This window comes from Kribbella sp. NPDC055071, from assembly GCF_053608045.1.
Map to the genome: position 1 here is coordinate 57,390 of NZ_JBSGUS010000017.1, position 18,053 is coordinate 75,442.

An 18,053-nucleotide genomic window follows, 5' to 3' on the forward strand; every position below is an offset into this window, starting at 1 on the left:
TGTCTCCCACTGGGAATGGACCTGTTCAGTCCTGTTCAATCACGGTATGCCCGGGGTCGGACGTGGTCAACAATGAATTCATGCTGAGCAACGCGGTGGACGGGTTCTCGCTGGCGTACGACCGGATCGGGGCGGGCCCCGCGGTCGTGCTGTTGCACGGATGGCCGGGTGATCGCACCGACTACCGGGTGCTGGCGCCGATGCTGGTCGAGCGCGGGTTCGAGGTGGTGGTGCCCGACCTGCGCGGGTTCGGCGGCTCGACGGGCGAGTCGCCGGACCTGTCGGCGTACGGCGTCGACGGGCAAGGGCGGAGCGTGCTCGGGCTGATCGAGGAGCTCGGTCTGGAGCGTCCGGTACTCGCGGGATACGACATCGGCAGCCGGATCGCGCAGGGGATCGCGCGCGGTCACTCCGAGCTGATCGACGGGATCGTGGTCGCGCCGCCGCTACCGGGCATCGGGAAGCGGGTGTTCTCCGAGCATGCGCAGGCGGAGTTCTGGTACCAGGCGTTCCATCGGCTGCCGGTGATCGAGGAGCTGATCGACGGTAAGCCTGACGCCGTTCGCTCGTACCTGCGGCACTTCTGGACGCATTGGTCCGGACCCGGGTTCGAGCCGGAACTGGATCATCTGGTCGAGGTCTACTCGGTGCCGGGCGCGTTCACCGCGTCGCTGGGTTGGTACCGGGCGGGTGCGGGGTCGGTGGCGATGTCCGCGGCCGAGTCCGCGCCGGCGTTGTACGACCGGATCGGCGTACCGACTGTGGTGCTGTGGCCCGAGTTCGATCCGCTCTTCCCGCGGGCGTGGTCGGATCGGCTCGACGACTTCTTCAGCGACGTACGCCTCCGGCCCGTCGACGGGGTCGGGCATTATGCGCCACTCGAGTACCCGGAGATCCTCGCCGAGGAGATTGTCGGACTAGGCTGACGCCTATGACCGAGCTGGGGATTCCGACTGTGCGGCCGGCTGTGGGTGCGCTGGCCCGGCTCGCGCCGGAGCCCGTCCGCTACCTGCTGAACTGGGGTCGCAAGTACTCGCTCTGGGTCTTCAACTTCGGCCTGGCCTGCTGCGCGATCGAGTTCATCGCGGCGTCGATGGGCCGGCACGACTTCATCCGGCTGGGCGTGATCCCGTTCGCACCTGGTCCTCGGCAGGCCGACCTGATGGTCGTCTCGGGCACGGTGACGGACAAGATGGCGCCGGCGATCAAGCGGCTCTACGACCAGATGCCGGAGCCGAAGTACGTGATCTCGTTCGGCTCCTGCTCGAACTCCGGCGGCCCGTACTGGGATTCGTACTGCGTGACCAAGGGCGTCGACCAGATCATCCCGGTCGACGTCTACGTCCCCGGCTGCCCGCCACGCCCGGAGGCGCTCCTGCAGGGCATCCTCAAACTCCAGGAAAAGATCGCGGGCGAGAACGTCACCAGCCGGTACGACGACCCGTCGCCGGCCGCACTCACCCGCGGCCTGGTGAAGCCTTGAGCGAAGATGCGGTCAACGCGCTGACCAGCGCCGGGATCGCGGCCACGGCCGTGGACAGCTTCGGTCCGACGACCGTCGACGTACCGCCGGAGTCGTGGGTGGCTGCGCATGAGGTGCTGCGGGATGCGGTCGGGTTCACGTTCTTCGACTTCCTGAGCGCATCGGACGAGCTCACCGACGGCTTCCGGGTGGTGTCACACCTCGCGGACTTCTGGGGCGGATCACACGTCGACCATGTGCTCGTGCGTACGTTGATCCCGCGCGACAATCCGACCCTCGCGACGCTCTCCGAGGTGTACGCCGGGGCGAACTGGCACGAGCGTGAGACGTTCGAGATGTTCGGGATCACGTTCGCCGACCACCCGAATCTGATCCCGCTGCTGCTGCCCGACGGCTTCGAAGGCAACCCGCTTCGCAAGGAGTTCATCCTCGCGTCCCGCGTCGCCAAACCATGGCCCGGCGCGAAAGAGCCCGGTGAGTCCGATCACGCGCCGGCCGGCGCCCCCAGCCGCCGCCGGACCCTTCCGCCCGGTGTCCCCGACCCCGAAACCTGGGGCCCCCGCCCACCCGCCTCACCCGCCCTCGATCCCCTGGCCCCCGCCCAAGCAGCAGCCACCCCAGCCCGCCCCCGCCGAGCCCCAGCCGACCGCCGAACCCGAAAATCAGCTGAGGTCACCTCCGACGCACCTACGGCTACCCCCGAGCCACCAACCGCCACCACCTAGCGGGCTGGCCTCGGCGTCCGTGATGTCAGGCTTGAGTGAGCCGCTCTGTTGGCTGCCCGGTGAGGTTGGCGATGAGCTCGAAGTCCTTGTCCAGATGAAGAAGGACGAGGCCGGTCTGCTCTGCCGTGGCTGCGATCAGCAGGTCCGCCACCGAAGGCCCGCGATGTTGACCGGCCGACGCGAGTTGGGACTGTATGACGACGGCGCGACGCTCGATGGCGGGGGTAGCGTTCTCCAGCGGCATGGCGGCAATGGATGGCTGATGCAGGAGCGTTCGGTGCTCGTCCGCGGATCGCGCCGAGAAACCGAGTTCAAGCAAGGTGACGGTGGTGATGTGCACGAGCCCCCGGTCGATGCGGTTCGCCCACTCCTCCCGGTCGGGAGTCGTATTGAGCCGCATCACTGCTGACTTGTCGATCAGCCACCGCCGGGAGTCGACGGATGGCGTCATGACCAGGCCTGCTCCATGACATCAGGGTCCGCGAGATCCCGGGTCAGTTCCGCCAAGCGGGCCAGATCGGCGACAGTCACGCGGACGTGCGAGCGCGCAGCCTCCTGACTGAGTTGCCGGCGCAGATACTCACTCCTGGACAGTCCTAGGCCCGCCGCCCGGGTGTCAATCACAGCGAGCACCTCGTCCGGTACGTCGCGAATGAGTACGTCGGTCATGGCATCACCTCCTGGTCGGTATCACATGATATCAGCGGCGGAAGTCGTTGGCGTGTTCTTGGGTCCATTGGGTGAAGGTCAGGGCGGGGCGGCCGGTGAGGGTGGGGACTGTGGGGGTGACCGGTTCGGGGTTGTCGACCAGCGAGGACCAGTAGGTGACTGCGCTGTCGGCGAGGGCGGGGTCGGCGCCCTGGTCGAGCATTGCCTGGCGGGCCTCGGCGTCGGAGAGGGGCTCGATTCGCATCTGCTTGCCGACGGCTCGCGCGATCGTCTGGACTTGCTCGGCCTGGGTCAGCACCTCTGGCCCGGTCAGCTCGTACGACTGACCGACGTGCCGATCGTCCAGCAACGTGAGTACGGCGACTGCCGCGATATCCCGCTCGTGGATCAACGACCGCCCAGCCTCCGGATACGGCAGTCGTACGACGTCACCCTCGCGGAACTCGCGGATCCACCCCTGCGCGTTCACCGCGAACCCACCCGGCCGAACGAACGTCCACGCCTTCCCCGCATCCCGCAGCAACGCCTCGACCTCACCCCACACCCCGCCGGACGGCGCGCTCAGCGACGAGAGATAGACGACCCGCTCCGGCAACGAAGGCACAATCGCGGCCACCCCCGAAGCGTCGAACGACGGCCACAGCAGGAACGCCGCGTCCACCCCATCCGCAGCCCGTCGTACGGCGTCCGGATCGTAGAGATCACCCTGGACCAGTTCGACGTCCGGCGGGAGGCCCGCGAGGTCCGGCGTACGGACGAGGGCGCGAACGGTCACCCCCGCGGCGCGGAGGCCGGCGACGACATGCCGGCCGACCCGACCGGTGGCACCTGTCACAAGAATTGTCATGAGACCCACCTTTCGGCCTCAACATCGGTTGAGGTCAAGCCGGACTCGATAGGGTGACGGGCATGCTGGAGTTCGTGGTGCGGGTGGTGGGCGTCCTGGTCGCCTTCCTGGTGGCGCCCTTGGTGGTCGGTCAGGCCGAGCACAAGGTGATGGCGCACATGCAGTCACGACTCGGCCCGATGTACGCCGGTGCGTTCCACGGCTGGGCGCAGCTGGTCGCGGACGGCGTGAAGTTCGTCCAGAAGGAGAGCGTGGTCCCGGCGGCCGCCGACAAGCGCGTCTTCGAGTGGGCCCCGGTCGTCGCGATCCTGCCGTACGTCGCGGCCCTCGCCGCCATCCCGATCGCGCCCGGGATAGTCGGCGCCGATCTCGACTCCGGCCTGTTCTTCGTGCTCGCGGTGATGAGCATCGGCGTGCTCGGTTCGCTGATGGCCGGGTGGGGAAGCGGCAACAAGTACAGCCTGCTCGGCGGGCTCCGGGTCGCCGCGCAGCTGATGAGCTACGAGCTCCCGTTCGTACTCTCCGCGGCGAGCGTCGCGGTCGCCGCCGGCACCCTCAGCCTGACCGGCATCGCCGACGCCTGGAATCCGTGGTGGCTGCTGTGGCAGTTGCCTGGCATGGTGGTGTTCTTCATCGCGGGCCTGGCCGAGTTGCAGCGGCCGCCGTTCGACATGCCGGTCGCGGACTCCGAGGTCATCTTCGGGCCGTACACCGAGTACACCGGGCTGCGATTCGCCCTGTTCCTCCTCGCCGAGTACGCCGGGATCGTCATCCTCGCAGGGCTGACCACCGTGTTGTTCCTCGGCGGCTGGAGCGGTCCGGGTCCGGAGTCGATCGGCTGGATCTGGACTCTGGTGAAGGTCGCGTTCGTCTCGGTCCTGGTGATCTGGGTGCGGGTCTCCTTTCCCCGGATGCGCGCCGACCAGTTGCAGAAGCTCGCCTGGCAGGGCCTGGTGCCGGTGGCGCTCCTCCAACTAGCCCTCACCGGCATCGGCGTCGTCATCTTCTAGGGATTGGCCAGCGCCTCCGTGGGGGAGAGTCGAGACGCTCTGACGGCCGGGTAAAGACCGGCCAGCCCACCGATCACGAACGTCGCCGCGACCCCGCCGATCAGCGCCCAGGGCGGGATGACGGTCAGCCAGTTCTGGTACGACGCGTACGCCGCGGTGACCCCGGATCCGAGCAAGGCCCCGCCGATCCCGCCGAGTGCGGACAGCAACAGCGACTCGGTCAGGAACTGAGTCCGGATCTGCCCACGCGTCGCCCCGAGTGATCGCCGCAACCCGATCTCGCCCCGCCGTTCGAGCACCGAGATCACCATGATGTTGGCCACCCCCACGCCGCCGACCAGGAGCGCGACCGCGCCGAGCCCGAGCAGCAACCCCGTGAACGCCTGACCCGCGGCCTGTTTCGCCGCGAGTGCGTCCGACGGCCTCGATACGTCCACCTCGTTCGGCGCCTCGGGGTTGGCCGTTGCTCCGAGCACCGATCGGACCGACTCCACCTGAGCGTCGTCCGATCGCGTGTAGATCGTGGTCGGATGCCCGTCGAAGTTCAACGTGGTGTCCGCGGCCGGCCACCCCATCAGTGCTGCGCTGTCCAGCTCGGGCGCCAGGGCGGCCGGTTCGAGAATGCCGAGGACCGTGAACCATTGATTGCCGATCAGGACCTGCGTATCCGGGCCGGCCTTCGTGATCCCCAGCCGATCGGCGGCGCTCGCTCCGAGCACGGTCGCCGGATAGGTTCCCGTTGCCGCGTCGAGCCATTTGCCACTGCGGACGGTGGCGCCGATGGTGTCGAGCAGGTTGGTACGCGCGGCATACGCGATGATCCCGTTCGTCTCGACCACGGGGATCTTGTTGCTGCGGTAGACCGACGCGTCGTCGACCTTGCCGACTGCCGACTCCGCGCGGACCGGTCCGATCCGGCCCACCATCGCCTCGGCCGTCAACGGGAGTTCGGCCTGTTCACCGCTCAATCGAGTGCCGGGGGCAACGGTCAGCAAGTTGGTGCCCAGGGCATCGAGTTGGCCGTCCAGCTCGGCGCGTGAGGAGGACGAGATGCCGACGACCGCGACCATCGCGGCGATGCCGATCGCGATACCCAACGCGGACAGGAAGGCCCTGGTCGGCCGGGTCCGCAGTCCTACCGCGCCGACCCGGACGACATCCCGGAAGTGCAGGGTTGCCGGTCTCAACTCCCTGCTCATGCCAGCACCTCCTCGATGATCCGGCCGTCGCGCATCCGGACCTGCCGCGGCAAGGACGCCGCGATGTCACGGTCGTGGGTGATGACGACGACCGTCGTACCCGCTGCATGCAGATCGCGCAGCAGTTGCATCACCCCGGCTCCGGACGCCGAGTCCAGCGCACCGGTCGGCTCGTCGGCCAGCAGTACGGCGGGTTCGCCGGCGACCGCTCGGGCCACGGCGACCCGTTGCCGCTCGCCACCGGACAGCTCGTGCGGTTCGTGGTCCAGCCGGTGGCCGAGACCGACGCGCTCCAGTGCGGTCGCGGCCCGCTTCCGCCGGACGGCCAGTCGAAGTCCGGAGTAGAGAAGGCCGTCCGCGACGTTGTCCAGCGCCCGTACGCCGGACGCCAGGTGGAACTGCTGGAACACGAACCCGATCCGGGTCGCCCGTAGCGCGGACAGACCCGAGTCCGACAGCCGGGCCACGTCGTACCGGTCGATCCGGACGGTGCCGGAGGTCGGCCGGTCGAGTGTGCCGAGCACATTCAGCATCGTGGACTTGCCCGAGCCGGACGGTCCGACGATCGCGACCAGCTCACCGCGTTCGATCTGCAGGCTGACGCCGCCGAGGGCTGTCACGCCGCCGGGGTACACCTTGGTCACCTCGGTCAGCTCGATCATTTCGGGATCCCGACCGTGGTGCCGGCCTTGATGCCGGTGCCACTGATCTCGACCTGGCCGCCGGCGAACAGGCCGGTCTTCACCGGGACGTAGTGCGTCGACGTGCCGTCGGTGACCTCCACGCCGAATCCACCTTCCCGCAGGGCGACCAGCGCGGCGATCGGGACGGTCAGGACGTTCTTGCGTTCGGAGGCGGTGAAGGTGACGTCGACGGACGCGAGCGCCCACGCTGCCACGGCTTTTTGGTTGTCGACGGCAACGATCACCTCGACCTTGGTCTCCGGATCCTTGTCCGGGCTCTCCGCCGGGATGATCACCGTGGAGACCTTCTCGATCCGGCCTGGCACGGTCTTGCCGTCCGGAAGCGTGACAGTGACGCTTGCGGTCGGTTTGGCGAGTCGCTGGTCGGCTGCGTCGAGTTGGACCGTGACGGCCTTTGTGGTGCCGGTGTAGCTGAGGACGTTCTGGTTCGGGCCGATCGGTGCGCCCTCCTGAGCCTCCACGCTGTCGACTCGGATATGACCGGGTGCGAACAGGACGCTGCCGAGTTCGACCACGCCTGTCTCGTCCAGACCGAGATCCTCCTGCCACTCCTCGACCGCCTCCGCGGTGGCGTCGGTGTACTCGTCGTCGACAGTGAAACCGTCGTACCCCATCGCACTGAGGTTCTGCTCGAGTTGCCGTACGTCGGTGCCCTCACTCCCGTTCGCAAGTCGCCTGTACGCCGGTAGAGCGCCGTACAGGACTGTGGTCGGCTTGTTGTCGAGGCTGTAGACGGTGTTGCCCTGCTTGAGCTCCTGTCCGCTGTTGGGGAGGCCGGTGATTGTCCCCGCGACCCGGTTGACCACTGTGGACGTCGTACCGAAGCCGAGGTCGCCGTCCTGGGACTCCGTGTCCTTGAGGGTCTGCTGGGTGACTTTGGTGGTGTTGACCGGTAGCGATTGCGCGGTCTGGTTCGCTGCCTGGCTCGTGTCGCCGCGGTTCACCAGGAAGACGCTGATGGCTCCTCCGGCGGCCAGTACGACCACGGCGGTCAGTGCTTTGCGCATCAACGCGCCGCCAGGATGCTTTCGCAGGCGCCCTGCGCCTTCTGGAAGTCGGGGTCGTCGGCGACGCCCGGGCCGATCATGATGCCCTGCTGGTCGGGCTTCGGGTCCGGGAACTGCTCGACGCCGTTTTTGCGCATGCACTCGGCGTACTTGCGACCGTTCTCTTCCTGCTGAGGGTTCGGTTGGCCCTGTCCCTGCGGGTTGTACTCCTGGCAGGCCTCCATCGCCTTCTGGACCTGCTCCTGGGTGACACCAGAGCTCTTGTCGAACTTGAGCATCGGACCCTTGCCCGGTTCGGGGTCCGGCACGTTCAGACCGTTCTCCCGCAGGCACTGGGTGAATTTGACCGCCTTCTCGTCCTGGCTGAGGCTGGGCTTCGCAGTGGTCGGTGTTGTCGCCTGGGACTGGTTGTCGCTGCCGGACGCCACCTGCGTGCCGGGGTCGTTCGCGCCGCAGCCAGTCAGCAGGGCGGCGGCCGCCAGAATCGCCAGAGTGGTCTTGCGCATCACATCTCCTAGTCGTCGAGTTGTGCGGCAAGCCTTGGCTCCGGGGCGTTTCCGTGCCGTTTCCAGCGCTGATAACACGGAGGAAACACGGGCGTCAGGGATCATGGGTCTGTGCGTGTGCTCGTGGTCGAGGACGAACCGTTGCTGGCGGCAGCCATCGCGGAGTGGTTGCGCGACGACTCGCACGCCGTCGATGTGGTCGGTGACGGCGGTGCGGCGCTCGAACGGCTGACGGTGAACTCGTACGACGTACTGGTGCTGGATCGGGACATTCCCGTCGTCCACGGCGATGAGGTGTGCCGGCAGTTGGTGTCCTCGGGGTCCAGCACTCGGGTGTTGATGTTGACGGCCGCTGCGGCGGTCACGGACCGGGTGGAAGGGCTTGGGCTGGGTGCGGACGACTATCTGACCAAGCCGTTCGCGTTTGCCGAGTTGGCCGCGCGAGTACTGGCGCTCGGGCGGCGGAGTCGGCCGGCTGATCCGCCAGTCCTGCGCCGTGCCGGTCTCACGTTGGATCCGGCCCGGCACGAGGTGTTCCGCGACGGCCGGTACGTACCGCTTTCGAAGAAGGAGTTCGCCGTACTCGCGGAGCTCCTCCGATCCGACGGCGCCACGGTGTCGGCCGAACAACTGCTGGAGAAGGCATGGGACGAGCACGTGGATCCGTTCACCGGAGCGGTCCGGCTGACCATCCTCAAGCTGCGCCGGAAGCTGGGGGAGCCGGGACTGGTGGAGACCGTCACCGGCGTTGGGTACCGCATCCCGTGAGACGGCTGACGCTGCGCGGACGGCTCACGCTGATCTATGGCGGTCTGTTCATGCTGGCCGGAGTACTGCTGCTCGGCGTCACCTACGCGCTGTTCAGCGCCAACCTGCACCAGCAGTACCAGGTGATCGTCAAGGGCACCTACCTCAACCCACCCGCCGGAGCGACTGCCAAACCCACACCGCCGCCGGATCCCAACGAGGTCTTCGTCTTGAACAAGGACGGCGACCTGCTCACCGGCTCCGATGCGGAGCAGGTGATGCAGCAACAGCGTGAGCAGGTCCGAAAGGCCGCAACCAAGTCACTACTGGTGCAGGGCAGCATCGCATTGGTCGCGGTGGGCGCTCTCGCGGCCGGGTTCGGCTGGCTGATCGCTGGACGGGTGCTGGCGCCGCTGCACCGAGTCACGGACACGGCGCGGCGGATCGCCCAGACACCTGCCGCTCTGCACGAGCGAATCGATCTCCGCGGCCCGGACGACGAGGTCAAGAACCTCGCCGACGCCTTCGACACCATGGTCGAACGCCTGGACCAGTCCTTCGACGGCCAACGCCGCTTCGTCGCCAACGCGTCCCACGAGTTGCGTACGCCGCTCACCCTCGGACGTGCCCTGGTCGAGGTCGCAATGCATCGTCGTACGGCGTCCTCCGACGTCAAGGAACTGGGTGAGAGCCTGCTGACGATCAATGCGCGCCACGAGCAACTGATCGACGGGCTGCTGATCCTTGCCGACTCCGAGAAGCAGCTCTCGACCGTCTACCCGGTCAACCTCGCGGACGTCGTCAATCACGTCGCAGGTCAGGTCAGCGCCGAAGCCACCAAGGCAGGCGTAGAGGTGATCCGCGGCCCTGGCGACGCGCAGGTCCGTGGCGACGCCTTGCTGCTGGAACGCCTGGTCCACAACCTCGTCGAGAACGGCATCCGCCACAACGCGTCCGCCGGCGACCGCTGGGTCCAAGTCATCAGCCGCACCGTCGGCGACCAGGTAGAGGTAGTGGTGACGAACACCGGCCCCGAGATCCCGCCGTACGAGGTCGAGTCCCTCTTCAAACCCTTCTACCGCCTGGGCGCCGAACGCCTCGTAGGCGGCAAAGGCGCCGGCCTAGGCCTCTCCATAGTCCGCTCAGTAGCCACAGCCCACAACGGCACCGTCACCGCCACCCCCCGCCCCACCGGAGGCCTACAAATCACCCTCACTTTGCCCGCCGACCGGTGTCGATCTGCGGGGTAGGTGTTCGTGTAGAGGATGAGTGGACTCACGAGGAGGTTGTGATGACGCAGTACGTGCTCGGTATTTATCAGCCGGATGGGCCTCCGCCTGCGCCTGAGGTGTTGGAGGGGATTATGGGTGAGCTGCGGGCTCTGACCGAGGAGATGAAGGCGGCTGGGGTTTGGGTGTTTGCGGTGGGGTTGCATCCGGCGGAGGCTGCGACCGTGGTGCAGGCTCGGGATGATGAGGTGTTGGTGACGGACGGGCCGTTTACCGAGGGGAAGGAACACCTTGGTGGGTTCACGGTGATCGAGGTCGAGGATCTGGATGCGGCGCTCGGGTGGGCGCGGCGGTTGGCTCTTGTGCTCAAGCCGTTGTCGGTCGAGGTGCGGCCGTCTCAGTCGTGACCCCTGACATTGCCGGGGTGTTCCGGGCCGAGCACGGTCGAGCGGTGGCGGTGTTGACCCGGGTGTTCGGTGATCTCGAGATCGCCGAGGACGCGGTGCAGGATGCGTTCGCCACGGCGATCGAGAAGTGGCCGGCGACCGGCGTACCTCCGAGTCCGGCGGGCTGGATCATCACCACCGCCCGCAACCGCGCGATCGACCGCCTCCGGCGCGAGGAGAAGCGCGCGGACAAGCAGGCCCAGGCTGCGCTGCTGCGCGCCGAGGACGAACCAGTCGAGGAGGGCCCGGTGCACGACGACCGCCTCCGGCTGATCTTCACCTGCTGTCACCCGGCCCTCGCGCTGAACGTCCGCGTCGCGCTCACCCTGCGGATGCTCGGCGGGCTGACCACGCCCGAGATCGCCCGCGCGTTCCTCGTCCCGGAGGCGACGATGGCCCAGCGCCTGGTCCGGGCCAAGGCGAAGATCCGCGCGGCCGGCATCCCGTACCGGGTCCCGACCGAAGCCGATCCGCCCGAGCGGGTCCGCGGCGTACTGGCCGTCGTCTACCTGATCTTCAACGAGGGGTACGCCGCGTCGTCCGGCGACAGTCTCGTCCGCGACGAGCTCTCCCTGGAGGCGATCCGCCTCGGCCGCCTGCTGGTCGAGCTGATGCCCGACGAGCCCGAAGCCGTCGGTCTGCTCGCCCTCATGCTCCTCCAACACTCCCGCCGCCCGACCCGCGTCGGTGCCGACGGCTCGCTGGTTCGCCTGGCCGACCAGGACCGCACCCGCTGGGACCGTGCCCTGATCAGCGAGGGGCAAGACCTGGTACGCCGTTGCCTCCGCCGGAACCAGCCTGGTCCGTACCAGCTCCAGGCCGCCATCAACGCCGTACACACCGACGCCCCCACTGCCGCAGACACCGACTGGCACCAGATCGTCCAGCTCTACGACCACCTGCTGACCCTGGAGCCGACACCCGTTGTCGCGCTCAACCGAGCCGTCGCCGTAGCCGAGGTGGACGGCCCAGCCGCAGCCCTGGCCCTGGTGGACACCCTGAACCTCAACACCTACTACCTGTTCCACGCCATCCGCGCAGACCTCTTGACCACCCTCAACCGCCCCACCGAGGCCCAGGCCGCCTACCAAGCCGCCCTGGCACTGGCCCCGACCAAGCCCGAACAAACCCACCTCCGGACCAAACTCGAGGCGCTCGAGCGCGAACTCTGACCTGCCGGGTCGCACCGGATCGGGCCCGAACCGACTAGTCTCCTGCAAGCAAGGGTTGTCCTGACGGGAGGTGGGAGCGTGGCGTTACCTGGCAAGGGGCTGGTCGAGGGGCTGAAGGTTACGGCCAAAACGCTCGCCCGCCGGTCCGTCACCGAGCAGTACCCGGATGTCCAGCCCGAGCTGCCGCCGCGCAGCCGGGGCGTGATCGCGCTGCTGGAGGAGAACTGCACCTCCTGCATGCTGTGCGCCCGGGAGTGCCCGAGCTGGTGCATCTACATCGACTCCCACACCGAGACCGCGCCGTCGGTCGGTGAGCAGGCGCGCGAGCGCAGCCGGAACGTGCTGGACCGGTTCGCGATCGACTTCAGCCTGTGCATGTACTGCGGGATCTGCATCGAGGCCTGCCCGTTCGACGCCCTCTTCTGGTCGCCGGAGTTCGAGTACGCCGAGACCGACCTCCGCAACCTGACCCACGAGAAGGACCGCCTGCGCGACTGGATGTGGACGGTTCCCGCGCCGCAGCCGATCGACCCGGGCCCGGCGGTGACCGAACCGGGGAGTGAGGAGTGACCACAGCGCTCTTCTCGATCGCCGGTGCGGTGGCGATCGTGGCGGCGGTGTTTGTCGTCACGTCCCGGCGGATCGTGCACGCCGCGCTCTGGCTGGTCGTTGCCCTCGGCGCCGTCGCGGGTTGCTTCGGCGCACTGCACGCGGAGTTCGTCGCCCTGGTGCAGATTCTCGTGTACGTCGGCGCGATCGTCGTCCTCGTCCTCTTCGCGCTGATGCTGACCAAGGCGCCGACGAATCCGTTGCCCGGCCTGACCAGCGGCCGCAGCCCGTTCGCGGCGGTGGTCGCGGCGGTCCTGGCGCTGATCCTCGGTACCGGCATAGTGCTTGCCTTTGGCAACGAGAAGCTCAAGCCCGTCCCGGACGGCTCCGCGAACGCCGTCGGTACGGCGGTCTTCAAGACCTGGGTGCTGCCCTTCGAGGTCCTCTCCGTCCTCCTGCTCGCCGCGCTGATCGCCGCGATCGCCTTGTCCCAAAGGGCCCACGCGTCGGCCGAGCAGAAACTGTCGGAAGGCTCTGGCACGGTGTCCTCCTCGGGGAAGGAGGAGTGAGATGCCGCTGATCCTGCCGCTGTTGTTGGCGGTCGCACTCTTCTGCATCGGTGTGTACGGCGTGCTCGCGCGACGCAACGCGATCATGCTGCTGATGTCGTTCGAGCTGATGCTGAACGCGGTCAACCTCAACCTCGTCGCCTTCGACGCCTGGCACGTCGACGGCCTCGCCACCGGCCAAACCCTGTCGGTCTTCGTGATCACGCTGGCGGCCGCGGAGATCGGGCTCGGCCTCGCGATCGTGCTGCTGCTCTTCCGCAGCCACGGCACGGTCGACGCCGACGCGGCCCGCGACCTGCGCGAGCAAGAGCCGGAGCAGGCCGCATGATCGCCACCGCCTGGCGGGTGATCGGCGTCGGCTTCTCCCTGCTCGTCGTCCTGGCCGCCGCCCTGCTGTACGGCGTCGATCCGCAGACGACGTCGGCCGGCGGAGCCATGATCGGCGAGGACTTCTGGTTCGCCTACGAGTTCCGCACCGATGGCCTGACCGTCCTGATGCTCGCGGTCGTCGGTGTCGTCTCGACCTGCGTCCAGGTCTACTCACTCGGCTACGTGCGCGAGCGCGTCGCGTCGTACACGGCTTTGGTTACGCTCTTCACCGCGGCGATGGTGACGGTCGTCATCTCGGACAATCTCTTCCTGCTGCTGATCGGCTGGGAGGTGATGGGCGCCTGCTCGTACCTGCTGATCGGTCACTACTGGGAGCGTCGCGAGGCCCGTGCCGGCGCGATGAAGGCGTTCCTGATCACCAGACTGGCCGATGTCGGCTTCCTGTTCGGGATCTTCGTGCTCAGCGTCGGGTATCACACGGGACGAATCTCGGAGCTCGGCAGCGGACCGATCGAGCCGCATACCTTGACGCTCGGGACGATCCTGTTGCTGGTCGGCGTCGTCGGCAAGTCCGCGCAGGTCCCGTTGCAGGTCTGGCTTCCGGACGCGATGCCCGGCCCGAGCCCGGTGAGCGCCTTGATCCACGCCGCGACGATGGTTGCCGCGGGCGTCTTCCTGATCGCCCGCCTGTTCGACCTGTTCGTCGAGGCCGAGGCCACCCTCACTGTGCTGGCCGTGGTGGCTTGCGTGACGATGCTGTTCGCCGCCTCGTGTGCGATGGCCGCGGTGGAAGTGAAACGCGTCCTCGCCTGGTCGACCGTGAGTCAGTTGGCGATCATGTTCGCGGGGCTTTCGCTCGGGACCCACGACGGTCGCCACGCGGCGCTGTTTCATCTGATGACGCACGCGGCCTTCAAGGGCCTGCTCTTCCTCGCCGCCGGTGTCTTGCTCCATCAGGTCGGCAGCGCCGCGTTCGTCGTGCTCCGCCGCTATACCCGGCGCGGCGCGCTGCGGAAACGGATGCCGGTCACCTTCGTGACGATGACGATCGGTCTCGCCGCGCTGGCCGGGGTGCCTGGCTTCGCCGGATTCTTCTCCAAGGACTCCGTGGTCGAAGCCGCCTGGGATCACGCGCGGGACGGCTCCGCCGTCGGCTGGGTCGTGCTCGTCTCGGTCTGCCTGACCGCGGCCATGACCGCCTTCTACTGCGTGCGCCTGTGGCTGTGGGTCTTCTTCCGGACGCCGGCACTGGCAGGTGCGCTCGGGGCGTTCGAGGACGACGACCAGATGGCGGATCTGGATGGGCCGGACACCTCCAGGCTGCGTGAAGGTTCCTGGCTGATGCTCGCGCCGATGGTCCTGCTCGCTGTGGGTGCCATCGCGCTCGGCTACACCGACGGTGTCCACGTCAACTGGCCGATCGCTTTGGTGACGACTGTGCTGGCTTTGTTCGGCGGGCTCCCGGCGTACTCGCTGTGGCACCGGGGTGCGGATCCACGGCCCGTTGTGCTGGAACGTGAGTACGGCGTGGACTCGGCGTACCAGCGGTTGTTCGTCGTGCCCGTGGAGTGGCTCGCCAAGCTGGTCGTGGGCGGCGATCGCGACGTGATCGGCGGCTACGTACGGGCGACTGGGCGAGCCGGGGTGCTGGCGTCCGCTGGGTTGCGGAAGCTGCAGACGGGGAACGTGCAGACGTATCTGACCGCTGCGGTGGTCGGTGTGGTCGCGCTCGCGATCTTGGCGGGGGTGATCGGGTCATGAGCCAGTGGCTGTTGATCGCCTTGATAGCGGTGCCGGCTCTGGCTGCTGCCGCTTTATGGGCCTTGCCCGCTGGGCTTGGTGACAAGGTTGCGGCGATCGCCGGGAGCGTGGTGTCCGGGCTGATCCTGGTCGGCTCGATCGTGCTCTGGTGGGATCTACGTCGCCCGCATTGCCCGTGCACGTACACGTCCGAGTTCGTCGATACGTTTGGTCTGCATTCGCGGACACTGCCGGGCAGGTTGCTGCCGTACGCCGATACCGACGTGTCCTGGATCCCGACGCTGGATGTCCGATTCCACGTCGCGATCGACGGCATCTCGATGCCACTGATTGCCCTGACAGCGCTGCTGGTCTTCCTCTGCTGCATCTACTCGCTACGGATCACGCCTCGGATCGGGAGGACCCGGTCGCTGATCGCGCTCCTGCTGCTGATCGAGACCGGTGTGATCGGGACGTTCTCCGCCGCCGACCTCGTGCTGTTCTTCGTGTTCTTCGAGGTCGTGCTGATCCCGATGTGGCTCGTGATCGACATCTGGGGCGACGATCACGACCGCGCAGGGCGTAAACGCGCGGCGACCACGTTTGTGCTGATGACGGTGTTCGGTTCGGCGTTGATGCTGCTGGGGTTCCTGCTGATCCATCGGCAGGCGGGGACGTTCGACCTGGTGTTCCTCGGGGAGCATCCGATCAAGGGTGGTCACGGGATACCACTGGCGGCCGCGGTCCTGATCGCGGTCGGGCTTGCTGTGAAGATGCCGCTCTGGCCACTGCACATCTGGTTGCCCGACGCCCACGCCAAGGCGCCGACGATCGGGTCGGTGCTGCTGGCCGGGGTCCTGCTGAAGCTCGGCAGCTACGGCATGATCCGCGTCCTGCTCCCGGTCCTGCCCGACGCGACCGCCACGATCGCGCCGTACCTGGCGGGTTTCTCGACGGTCGCGATCATCGCGGGATCACTGGCCTGTTTGGCCCAGACGGACGTGAAGCGCCTGATCGCGTACTCGAGCGTCGGGCACATGGGGTTCATCGGGCTCGGCATCGCGACGATGTCGCCGGAAGGCCTGAACGGCGCGCTGTACGCGAACCTCGCGCACGGAATCATCACCGGCCTGCTGTTCTTCCTCGCCGGGGCGATCAAGGACCGGCACGACACCAGCGACCTGCGGGCGATCGGCCGCGCGTTGTATGCCCGCCTGCCGAGGATCAGCGGACTGCTCACCTTCGCCGCGCTGGCGTCACTCGGTCTGCCGGGGCTGGCCGGGTTCTGGGGCGAGATGCTGGTTCTGCTCGGCGCCTACCATCCGGCCGATTGGTTGCCTCGGACAACCTTTGTGATCTTGATGGTGATCGCCGGGCTCGGTGCCGTGCTGACCGCCGCGTACTTCCTCCGGCTGATTCGCCAGCTCTGCCAGGGTGACCCCGCCGAGTGGCCGGCCGCCGCGTTCGCTGTCGACCTGAGTCGGATCGAGCTGATCACCTGGGCGCCGTTGATCGTGCTCACGGTGCTCCTCGGCCTCTGGCCGTTCACCCTGCTCAACCAATGGGCGTTCCTATGACGATCACCTGGACCGACTGGCAGGCCATCGCCGTACCGCTCGTGCTGGCCATCGGCGCCGTCGCCGTGTTGCTGATCGACAGTTTCTGGCGGAGTGCACCGCGGCAGCTTCGCCATACGGTGATCACGGTGGTTACCGGAGTGGTGATCCTCTTCGGACTGGTGTTCGTGTGGGCGCAGCGGGACGACTTCAAACCGGCGTTCTGTCAGCCGGCGGTTGAGGGGCCGGCTCAATGCAGTCTGGTGTTCGAGCCGTTGACCGCCGGGTTGTGGGCGGTGTTGCTGATCGGCGGACTCGGAGTCGTCGGGCTGTCGGCGTACAAGCTGCTCGCGTCGGACATTCCGATCGGTGAGTACCACTTCCTCCTGCTGAGTGCGCTGGTCGGTGCGACCGTGCTCGCCGGAGCGCGGGATCTGGCCACGATGGTGATCGGGCTGGAGGTCGTCTCGCTGCCGAGCTTCGCGATGGTGGCGCTGCGACGGGACCGGCGCGGATCTGAGGGCGCGCTGAAGGCGTTCCTGGTCTCGGTGCTGTCGACCGCGGTGATGCTGTTCGGGGTTTCCTACCTGTACGGCGTGACCGGGTCGCTCTACCTGTCCACGATCGCGAACCGGCTGACCGGGCTGGACCCGGACCTGAGCCGGGTCGCGTTCGCGGCCGGGCTGTTCGTGATCGTCGGTTTCGCGTTCAAGATCGCGGCCGTTCCGTTCCACGCTTGGCTTCCGGACACGTACGTCGGTGCTCCGGTCGAGGTCACGGCGTTCCTCGCGGTCGTGTCGAAGTCGGCCGGCGTCGCGGGTCTGCTCGTCCTCGTGACGAGCGGGATCGCGCCGGACGGCTCACAGCTGCGGACGGTCATCGCCATTCTCGCGGCCGTCACGATGACGATCGGCAACCTGGCCGCACTGCGCCAGGTCGAGGCCGTGCGGCTGCTGGCGTGGTCGTCGATCGGCCAGGTCGGGTTCCTGCTCGCGCCACTCGCGGTCGGCGATGCTCAGGCAGTCGTCGGGTATTTGGCGGCGTACGTCGTGGTCACGCTGGGAGCCTTCGGAGCGGTCGCTGTCGTGCAGCGGCATCGGTCAGGTGGGTTGCTGTCGGACTACCGCGGCATGGTGCGTTCCGAGCCCGGGCTGGCCGCCGCGCTGATCTTCTTCCTCGTCGTGCTCGCCGGTCTGCCACCTGGGCTGGCCGGCTTGTTCACGAAGTTCGCCGCGTTCCAGGCGGTCATCGACGCGCACCTGGGTTGGCTGGCGATTGTGATGGCAATCAACGTGATGATCGGTCTGGCGGTCTATTTGCGCTGGGTAGCCGAGCTTTTCCGGCTCCCTGCCGACGATCCCTTCTCCGTCGACATCGAGTCACCGGCGGTGGCGATGATCGCGCTGTGCGCCGCCGTTGCCGGCGTGGTCTCGGTCCTGCCGAGCATCTTGTTCGGCCTGGCTACCTGACCAGTGGTCCGATTGGTCGCTACCGTGCGAGGTGTGATCGCCCGACGACTCATCGCAGTGACACTGTTGTCGACGCTGGCTGCCTGTGGCAGCTCC

20 protein-coding genes and 1 pseudogene are annotated in these 18,053 nt (G+C 67.6%); 14 read left to right on the forward strand and 7 right to left on the reverse strand.

The features are described from left to right. The first annotated feature begins 80 nt into the window (after window positions 1-80). From ACWF4Z_RS26560 to ACWF4Z_RS26570, 3 genes are read left to right on the forward strand one after another with little or no spacing between them, the layout of a single operon-like run. A complete protein-coding gene (locus ACWF4Z_RS26560) occupies window positions 81-926 on the forward strand; it encodes an alpha/beta fold hydrolase (protein ID WP_452245863.1) in 846 nt (281 codons plus the stop codon). Between the two features lie 5 nt (window positions 927-931). Continuing rightward, window positions 932-1,483: an NADH-quinone oxidoreductase subunit B gene (locus ACWF4Z_RS26565; RefSeq protein WP_452245864.1), complete on the forward strand. Its 552-nt coding sequence runs from the start codon at window positions 932-934 to the stop codon at window positions 1,481-1,483. Further along, complete coding sequence (locus ACWF4Z_RS26570; RefSeq protein WP_452245865.1) at window positions 1,480-2,208, forward strand: NADH-quinone oxidoreductase subunit C; 729 nt, start codon at window positions 1,480-1,482, stop codon at window positions 2,206-2,208. Before ACWF4Z_RS26565 ends, ACWF4Z_RS26570 begins: the two co-directional genes overlap by 4 nt. 25 nt (window positions 2,209-2,233) lie before the next feature. On the opposite strand, the gene ACWF4Z_RS26575 is transcribed toward ACWF4Z_RS26570, so the two are convergent. From ACWF4Z_RS26575 to ACWF4Z_RS26585, 3 genes are read right to left on the reverse strand one after another with little or no spacing between them, the layout of a single operon-like run. Beyond that, window positions 2,234-2,659: a PIN domain-containing protein gene (locus tag ACWF4Z_RS26575; RefSeq protein ID WP_452245866.1), complete on the reverse strand. Its 426-nt coding sequence runs from the start codon at window positions 2,657-2,659 to the stop codon at window positions 2,234-2,236. Further along, complete coding sequence (gene vapB, locus ACWF4Z_RS26580; protein WP_452245867.1) at window positions 2,656-2,877, reverse strand: type II toxin-antitoxin system VapB family antitoxin; 222 nt, start codon at window positions 2,875-2,877, stop codon at window positions 2,656-2,658. Before vapB ends, ACWF4Z_RS26575 begins: the two co-directional genes overlap by 4 nt. Before the next feature lie 31 nt (window positions 2,878-2,908). Continuing rightward, complete coding sequence (locus ACWF4Z_RS26585; protein WP_452245868.1) at window positions 2,909-3,724, reverse strand: SDR family oxidoreductase; 816 nt, start codon at window positions 3,722-3,724, stop codon at window positions 2,909-2,911. A gap of 62 nt (window positions 3,725-3,786) precedes the next feature. On the opposite strand from ACWF4Z_RS26585, the gene ACWF4Z_RS26590 reads away from it, so the two are divergent. Then, entirely contained in the window at window positions 3,787-4,734 is a 948-nt protein-coding gene (locus tag ACWF4Z_RS26590; protein ID WP_452245869.1) for a complex I subunit 1/NuoH family protein, read from the forward strand. Here ACWF4Z_RS26590 and ACWF4Z_RS26595 read toward each other — a convergent pair. The 4 genes from ACWF4Z_RS26595 to ACWF4Z_RS26610 are packed head-to-tail and all read right to left on the reverse strand — an operon-like array spanning window position 4,731 to window position 8,150. Beyond that, a complete protein-coding gene (locus ACWF4Z_RS26595) occupies window positions 4,731-5,933 on the reverse strand; it encodes an ABC transporter permease (protein WP_452245870.1) in 1,203 nt (400 codons plus the stop codon). The two genes, ACWF4Z_RS26590 and ACWF4Z_RS26595, sit on opposite strands and share 4 nt — an antisense overlap. After that, a complete protein-coding gene (locus ACWF4Z_RS26600) occupies window positions 5,930-6,595 on the reverse strand; it encodes an ABC transporter ATP-binding protein (RefSeq protein ID WP_452245871.1) in 666 nt (221 codons plus the stop codon). Before ACWF4Z_RS26600 ends, ACWF4Z_RS26595 begins: the two co-directional genes overlap by 4 nt. Next, the gene (locus tag ACWF4Z_RS26605; RefSeq protein WP_452245872.1) at window positions 6,592-7,644 is read right to left on the reverse strand and encodes an efflux RND transporter periplasmic adaptor subunit; all 1,053 of its coding nucleotides are present in this window, start codon (window positions 7,642-7,644) and stop codon (window positions 6,592-6,594) included. The genes ACWF4Z_RS26600 and ACWF4Z_RS26605 overlap by 4 nt, the downstream gene beginning before the upstream one ends. Next, window positions 7,644-8,150, reverse strand: a complete 507-nt coding sequence (locus ACWF4Z_RS26610; protein ID WP_452245873.1) for a hypothetical protein — start codon at window positions 8,148-8,150, stop codon at window positions 7,644-7,646. The genes ACWF4Z_RS26605 and ACWF4Z_RS26610 overlap by 1 nt, the downstream gene beginning before the upstream one ends. Window positions 8,151-8,261: 111 nt before the next feature. Here ACWF4Z_RS26610 and ACWF4Z_RS26615 point away from each other — a divergent pair, with 111 nt between their 5' ends. The 10 genes and pseudogenes from ACWF4Z_RS26615 to ACWF4Z_RS26660 all read left to right on the forward strand — a co-directional run bounded on the left by ACWF4Z_RS26615 (window position 8,262) and on the right by ACWF4Z_RS26660 (window position 17,957). After that, on the forward strand, window positions 8,262-8,918 hold the full coding sequence (locus ACWF4Z_RS26615) for a response regulator transcription factor (protein ID WP_452245874.1): 657 nt from the start codon (window positions 8,262-8,264) through the stop codon (window positions 8,916-8,918). Next, a complete protein-coding gene (locus ACWF4Z_RS26620) occupies window positions 8,915-10,147 on the forward strand; it encodes a sensor histidine kinase (RefSeq protein ID WP_452245875.1) in 1,233 nt (410 codons plus the stop codon). Before ACWF4Z_RS26615 ends, ACWF4Z_RS26620 begins: the two co-directional genes overlap by 4 nt. A gap of 41 nt (window positions 10,148-10,188) precedes the next feature. Further along, the gene (locus ACWF4Z_RS26625; RefSeq protein ID WP_452245876.1) at window positions 10,189-10,533 is read left to right on the forward strand and encodes a YciI family protein; all 345 of its coding nucleotides are present in this window, start codon (window positions 10,189-10,191) and stop codon (window positions 10,531-10,533) included. Beyond that, complete coding sequence (locus ACWF4Z_RS26630; RefSeq protein WP_452245877.1) at window positions 10,530-11,744, forward strand: RNA polymerase sigma factor; 1,215 nt, start codon at window positions 10,530-10,532, stop codon at window positions 11,742-11,744. The genes ACWF4Z_RS26625 and ACWF4Z_RS26630 overlap by 4 nt, the downstream gene beginning before the upstream one ends. A gap of 201 nt (window positions 11,745-11,945) precedes the next feature. Continuing rightward, window positions 11,946-12,173: pseudogene (locus ACWF4Z_RS26635) on the forward strand (4Fe-4S binding protein); the annotation flags it as partial. A gap of 137 nt (window positions 12,174-12,310) precedes the next feature. Next, the gene (locus tag ACWF4Z_RS26640; protein WP_452245878.1) at window positions 12,311-12,862 is read left to right on the forward strand and encodes an NADH-quinone oxidoreductase subunit J family protein; all 552 of its coding nucleotides are present in this window, start codon (window positions 12,311-12,313) and stop codon (window positions 12,860-12,862) included. 1 nt (window position 12,863) lies between these two features. Beyond that, complete coding sequence (gene nuoK / locus ACWF4Z_RS26645; protein WP_452245879.1) at window positions 12,864-13,190, forward strand: NADH-quinone oxidoreductase subunit NuoK; 327 nt, start codon at window positions 12,864-12,866, stop codon at window positions 13,188-13,190. Beyond that, window positions 13,187-14,953 (forward strand): NADH-quinone oxidoreductase subunit 5 family protein, encoded by a 1,767-nt coding sequence (locus tag ACWF4Z_RS26650; RefSeq protein WP_452245880.1) that lies wholly within the window; start codon window positions 13,187-13,189, stop codon window positions 14,951-14,953. The genes nuoK and ACWF4Z_RS26650 overlap by 4 nt, the downstream gene beginning before the upstream one ends. Further along, a complete protein-coding gene (locus ACWF4Z_RS26655) occupies window positions 14,950-16,509 on the forward strand; it encodes a complex I subunit 4 family protein (protein ID WP_452245881.1) in 1,560 nt (519 codons plus the stop codon). The genes ACWF4Z_RS26650 and ACWF4Z_RS26655 overlap by 4 nt, the downstream gene beginning before the upstream one ends. Next, complete coding sequence (locus tag ACWF4Z_RS26660; RefSeq protein ID WP_452245882.1) at window positions 16,506-17,957, forward strand: NADH-quinone oxidoreductase subunit N; 1,452 nt, start codon at window positions 16,506-16,508, stop codon at window positions 17,955-17,957. Before ACWF4Z_RS26655 ends, ACWF4Z_RS26660 begins: the two co-directional genes overlap by 4 nt. The last annotated feature ends 96 nt before the right edge of the window (window positions 17,958-18,053 follow it).

Coding starts and splice junctions, on each gene's coding strand:
- nuoK (WP_452245879.1), top strand. CDS start 12,864: ATGCCGCTGATCCTGCCGCTGTTGTTGGCGGTCGCACTCTTCTGCATC.
- vapB (WP_452245867.1), bottom strand. CDS start 2,877: ATGACCGACGTACTCATTCGCGACGTACCGGACGAGGTGCTCGCTGTG.
- ACWF4Z_RS26605 (WP_452245872.1), bottom strand. CDS start 7,644: ATGCGCAAAGCACTGACCGCCGTGGTCGTACTGGCCGCCGGAGGAGCC.
- ACWF4Z_RS26610 (WP_452245873.1), bottom strand. CDS start 8,150: ATGCGCAAGACCACTCTGGCGATTCTGGCGGCCGCCGCCCTGCTGACT.
- ACWF4Z_RS26650 (WP_452245880.1), top strand. CDS start 13,187: ATGATCGCCACCGCCTGGCGGGTGATCGGCGTCGGCTTCTCCCTGCTC.
- ACWF4Z_RS26600 (WP_452245871.1), bottom strand. CDS start 6,595: ATGATCGAGCTGACCGAGGTGACCAAGGTGTACCCCGGCGGCGTGACA.
- ACWF4Z_RS26565 (WP_452245864.1), top strand. CDS start 932: ATGACCGAGCTGGGGATTCCGACTGTGCGGCCGGCTGTGGGTGCGCTG.
- ACWF4Z_RS26585 (WP_452245868.1), bottom strand. CDS start 3,724: ATGACAATTCTTGTGACAGGTGCCACCGGTCGGGTCGGCCGGCATGTC.
- ACWF4Z_RS26560 (WP_452245863.1), top strand. CDS start 81: ATGCTGAGCAACGCGGTGGACGGGTTCTCGCTGGCGTACGACCGGATC.
- ACWF4Z_RS26655 (WP_452245881.1), top strand. CDS start 14,950: ATGAGCCAGTGGCTGTTGATCGCCTTGATAGCGGTGCCGGCTCTGGCT.
- ACWF4Z_RS26575 (WP_452245866.1), bottom strand. CDS start 2,659: ATGACGCCATCCGTCGACTCCCGGCGGTGGCTGATCGACAAGTCAGCA.
- ACWF4Z_RS26590 (WP_452245869.1), top strand. CDS start 3,787: ATGCTGGAGTTCGTGGTGCGGGTGGTGGGCGTCCTGGTCGCCTTCCTG.
- ACWF4Z_RS26625 (WP_452245876.1), top strand. CDS start 10,189: ATGACGCAGTACGTGCTCGGTATTTATCAGCCGGATGGGCCTCCGCCT.
- ACWF4Z_RS26660 (WP_452245882.1), top strand. CDS start 16,506: ATGACGATCACCTGGACCGACTGGCAGGCCATCGCCGTACCGCTCGTG.
- ACWF4Z_RS26595 (WP_452245870.1), bottom strand. CDS start 5,933: ATGAGCAGGGAGTTGAGACCGGCAACCCTGCACTTCCGGGATGTCGTC.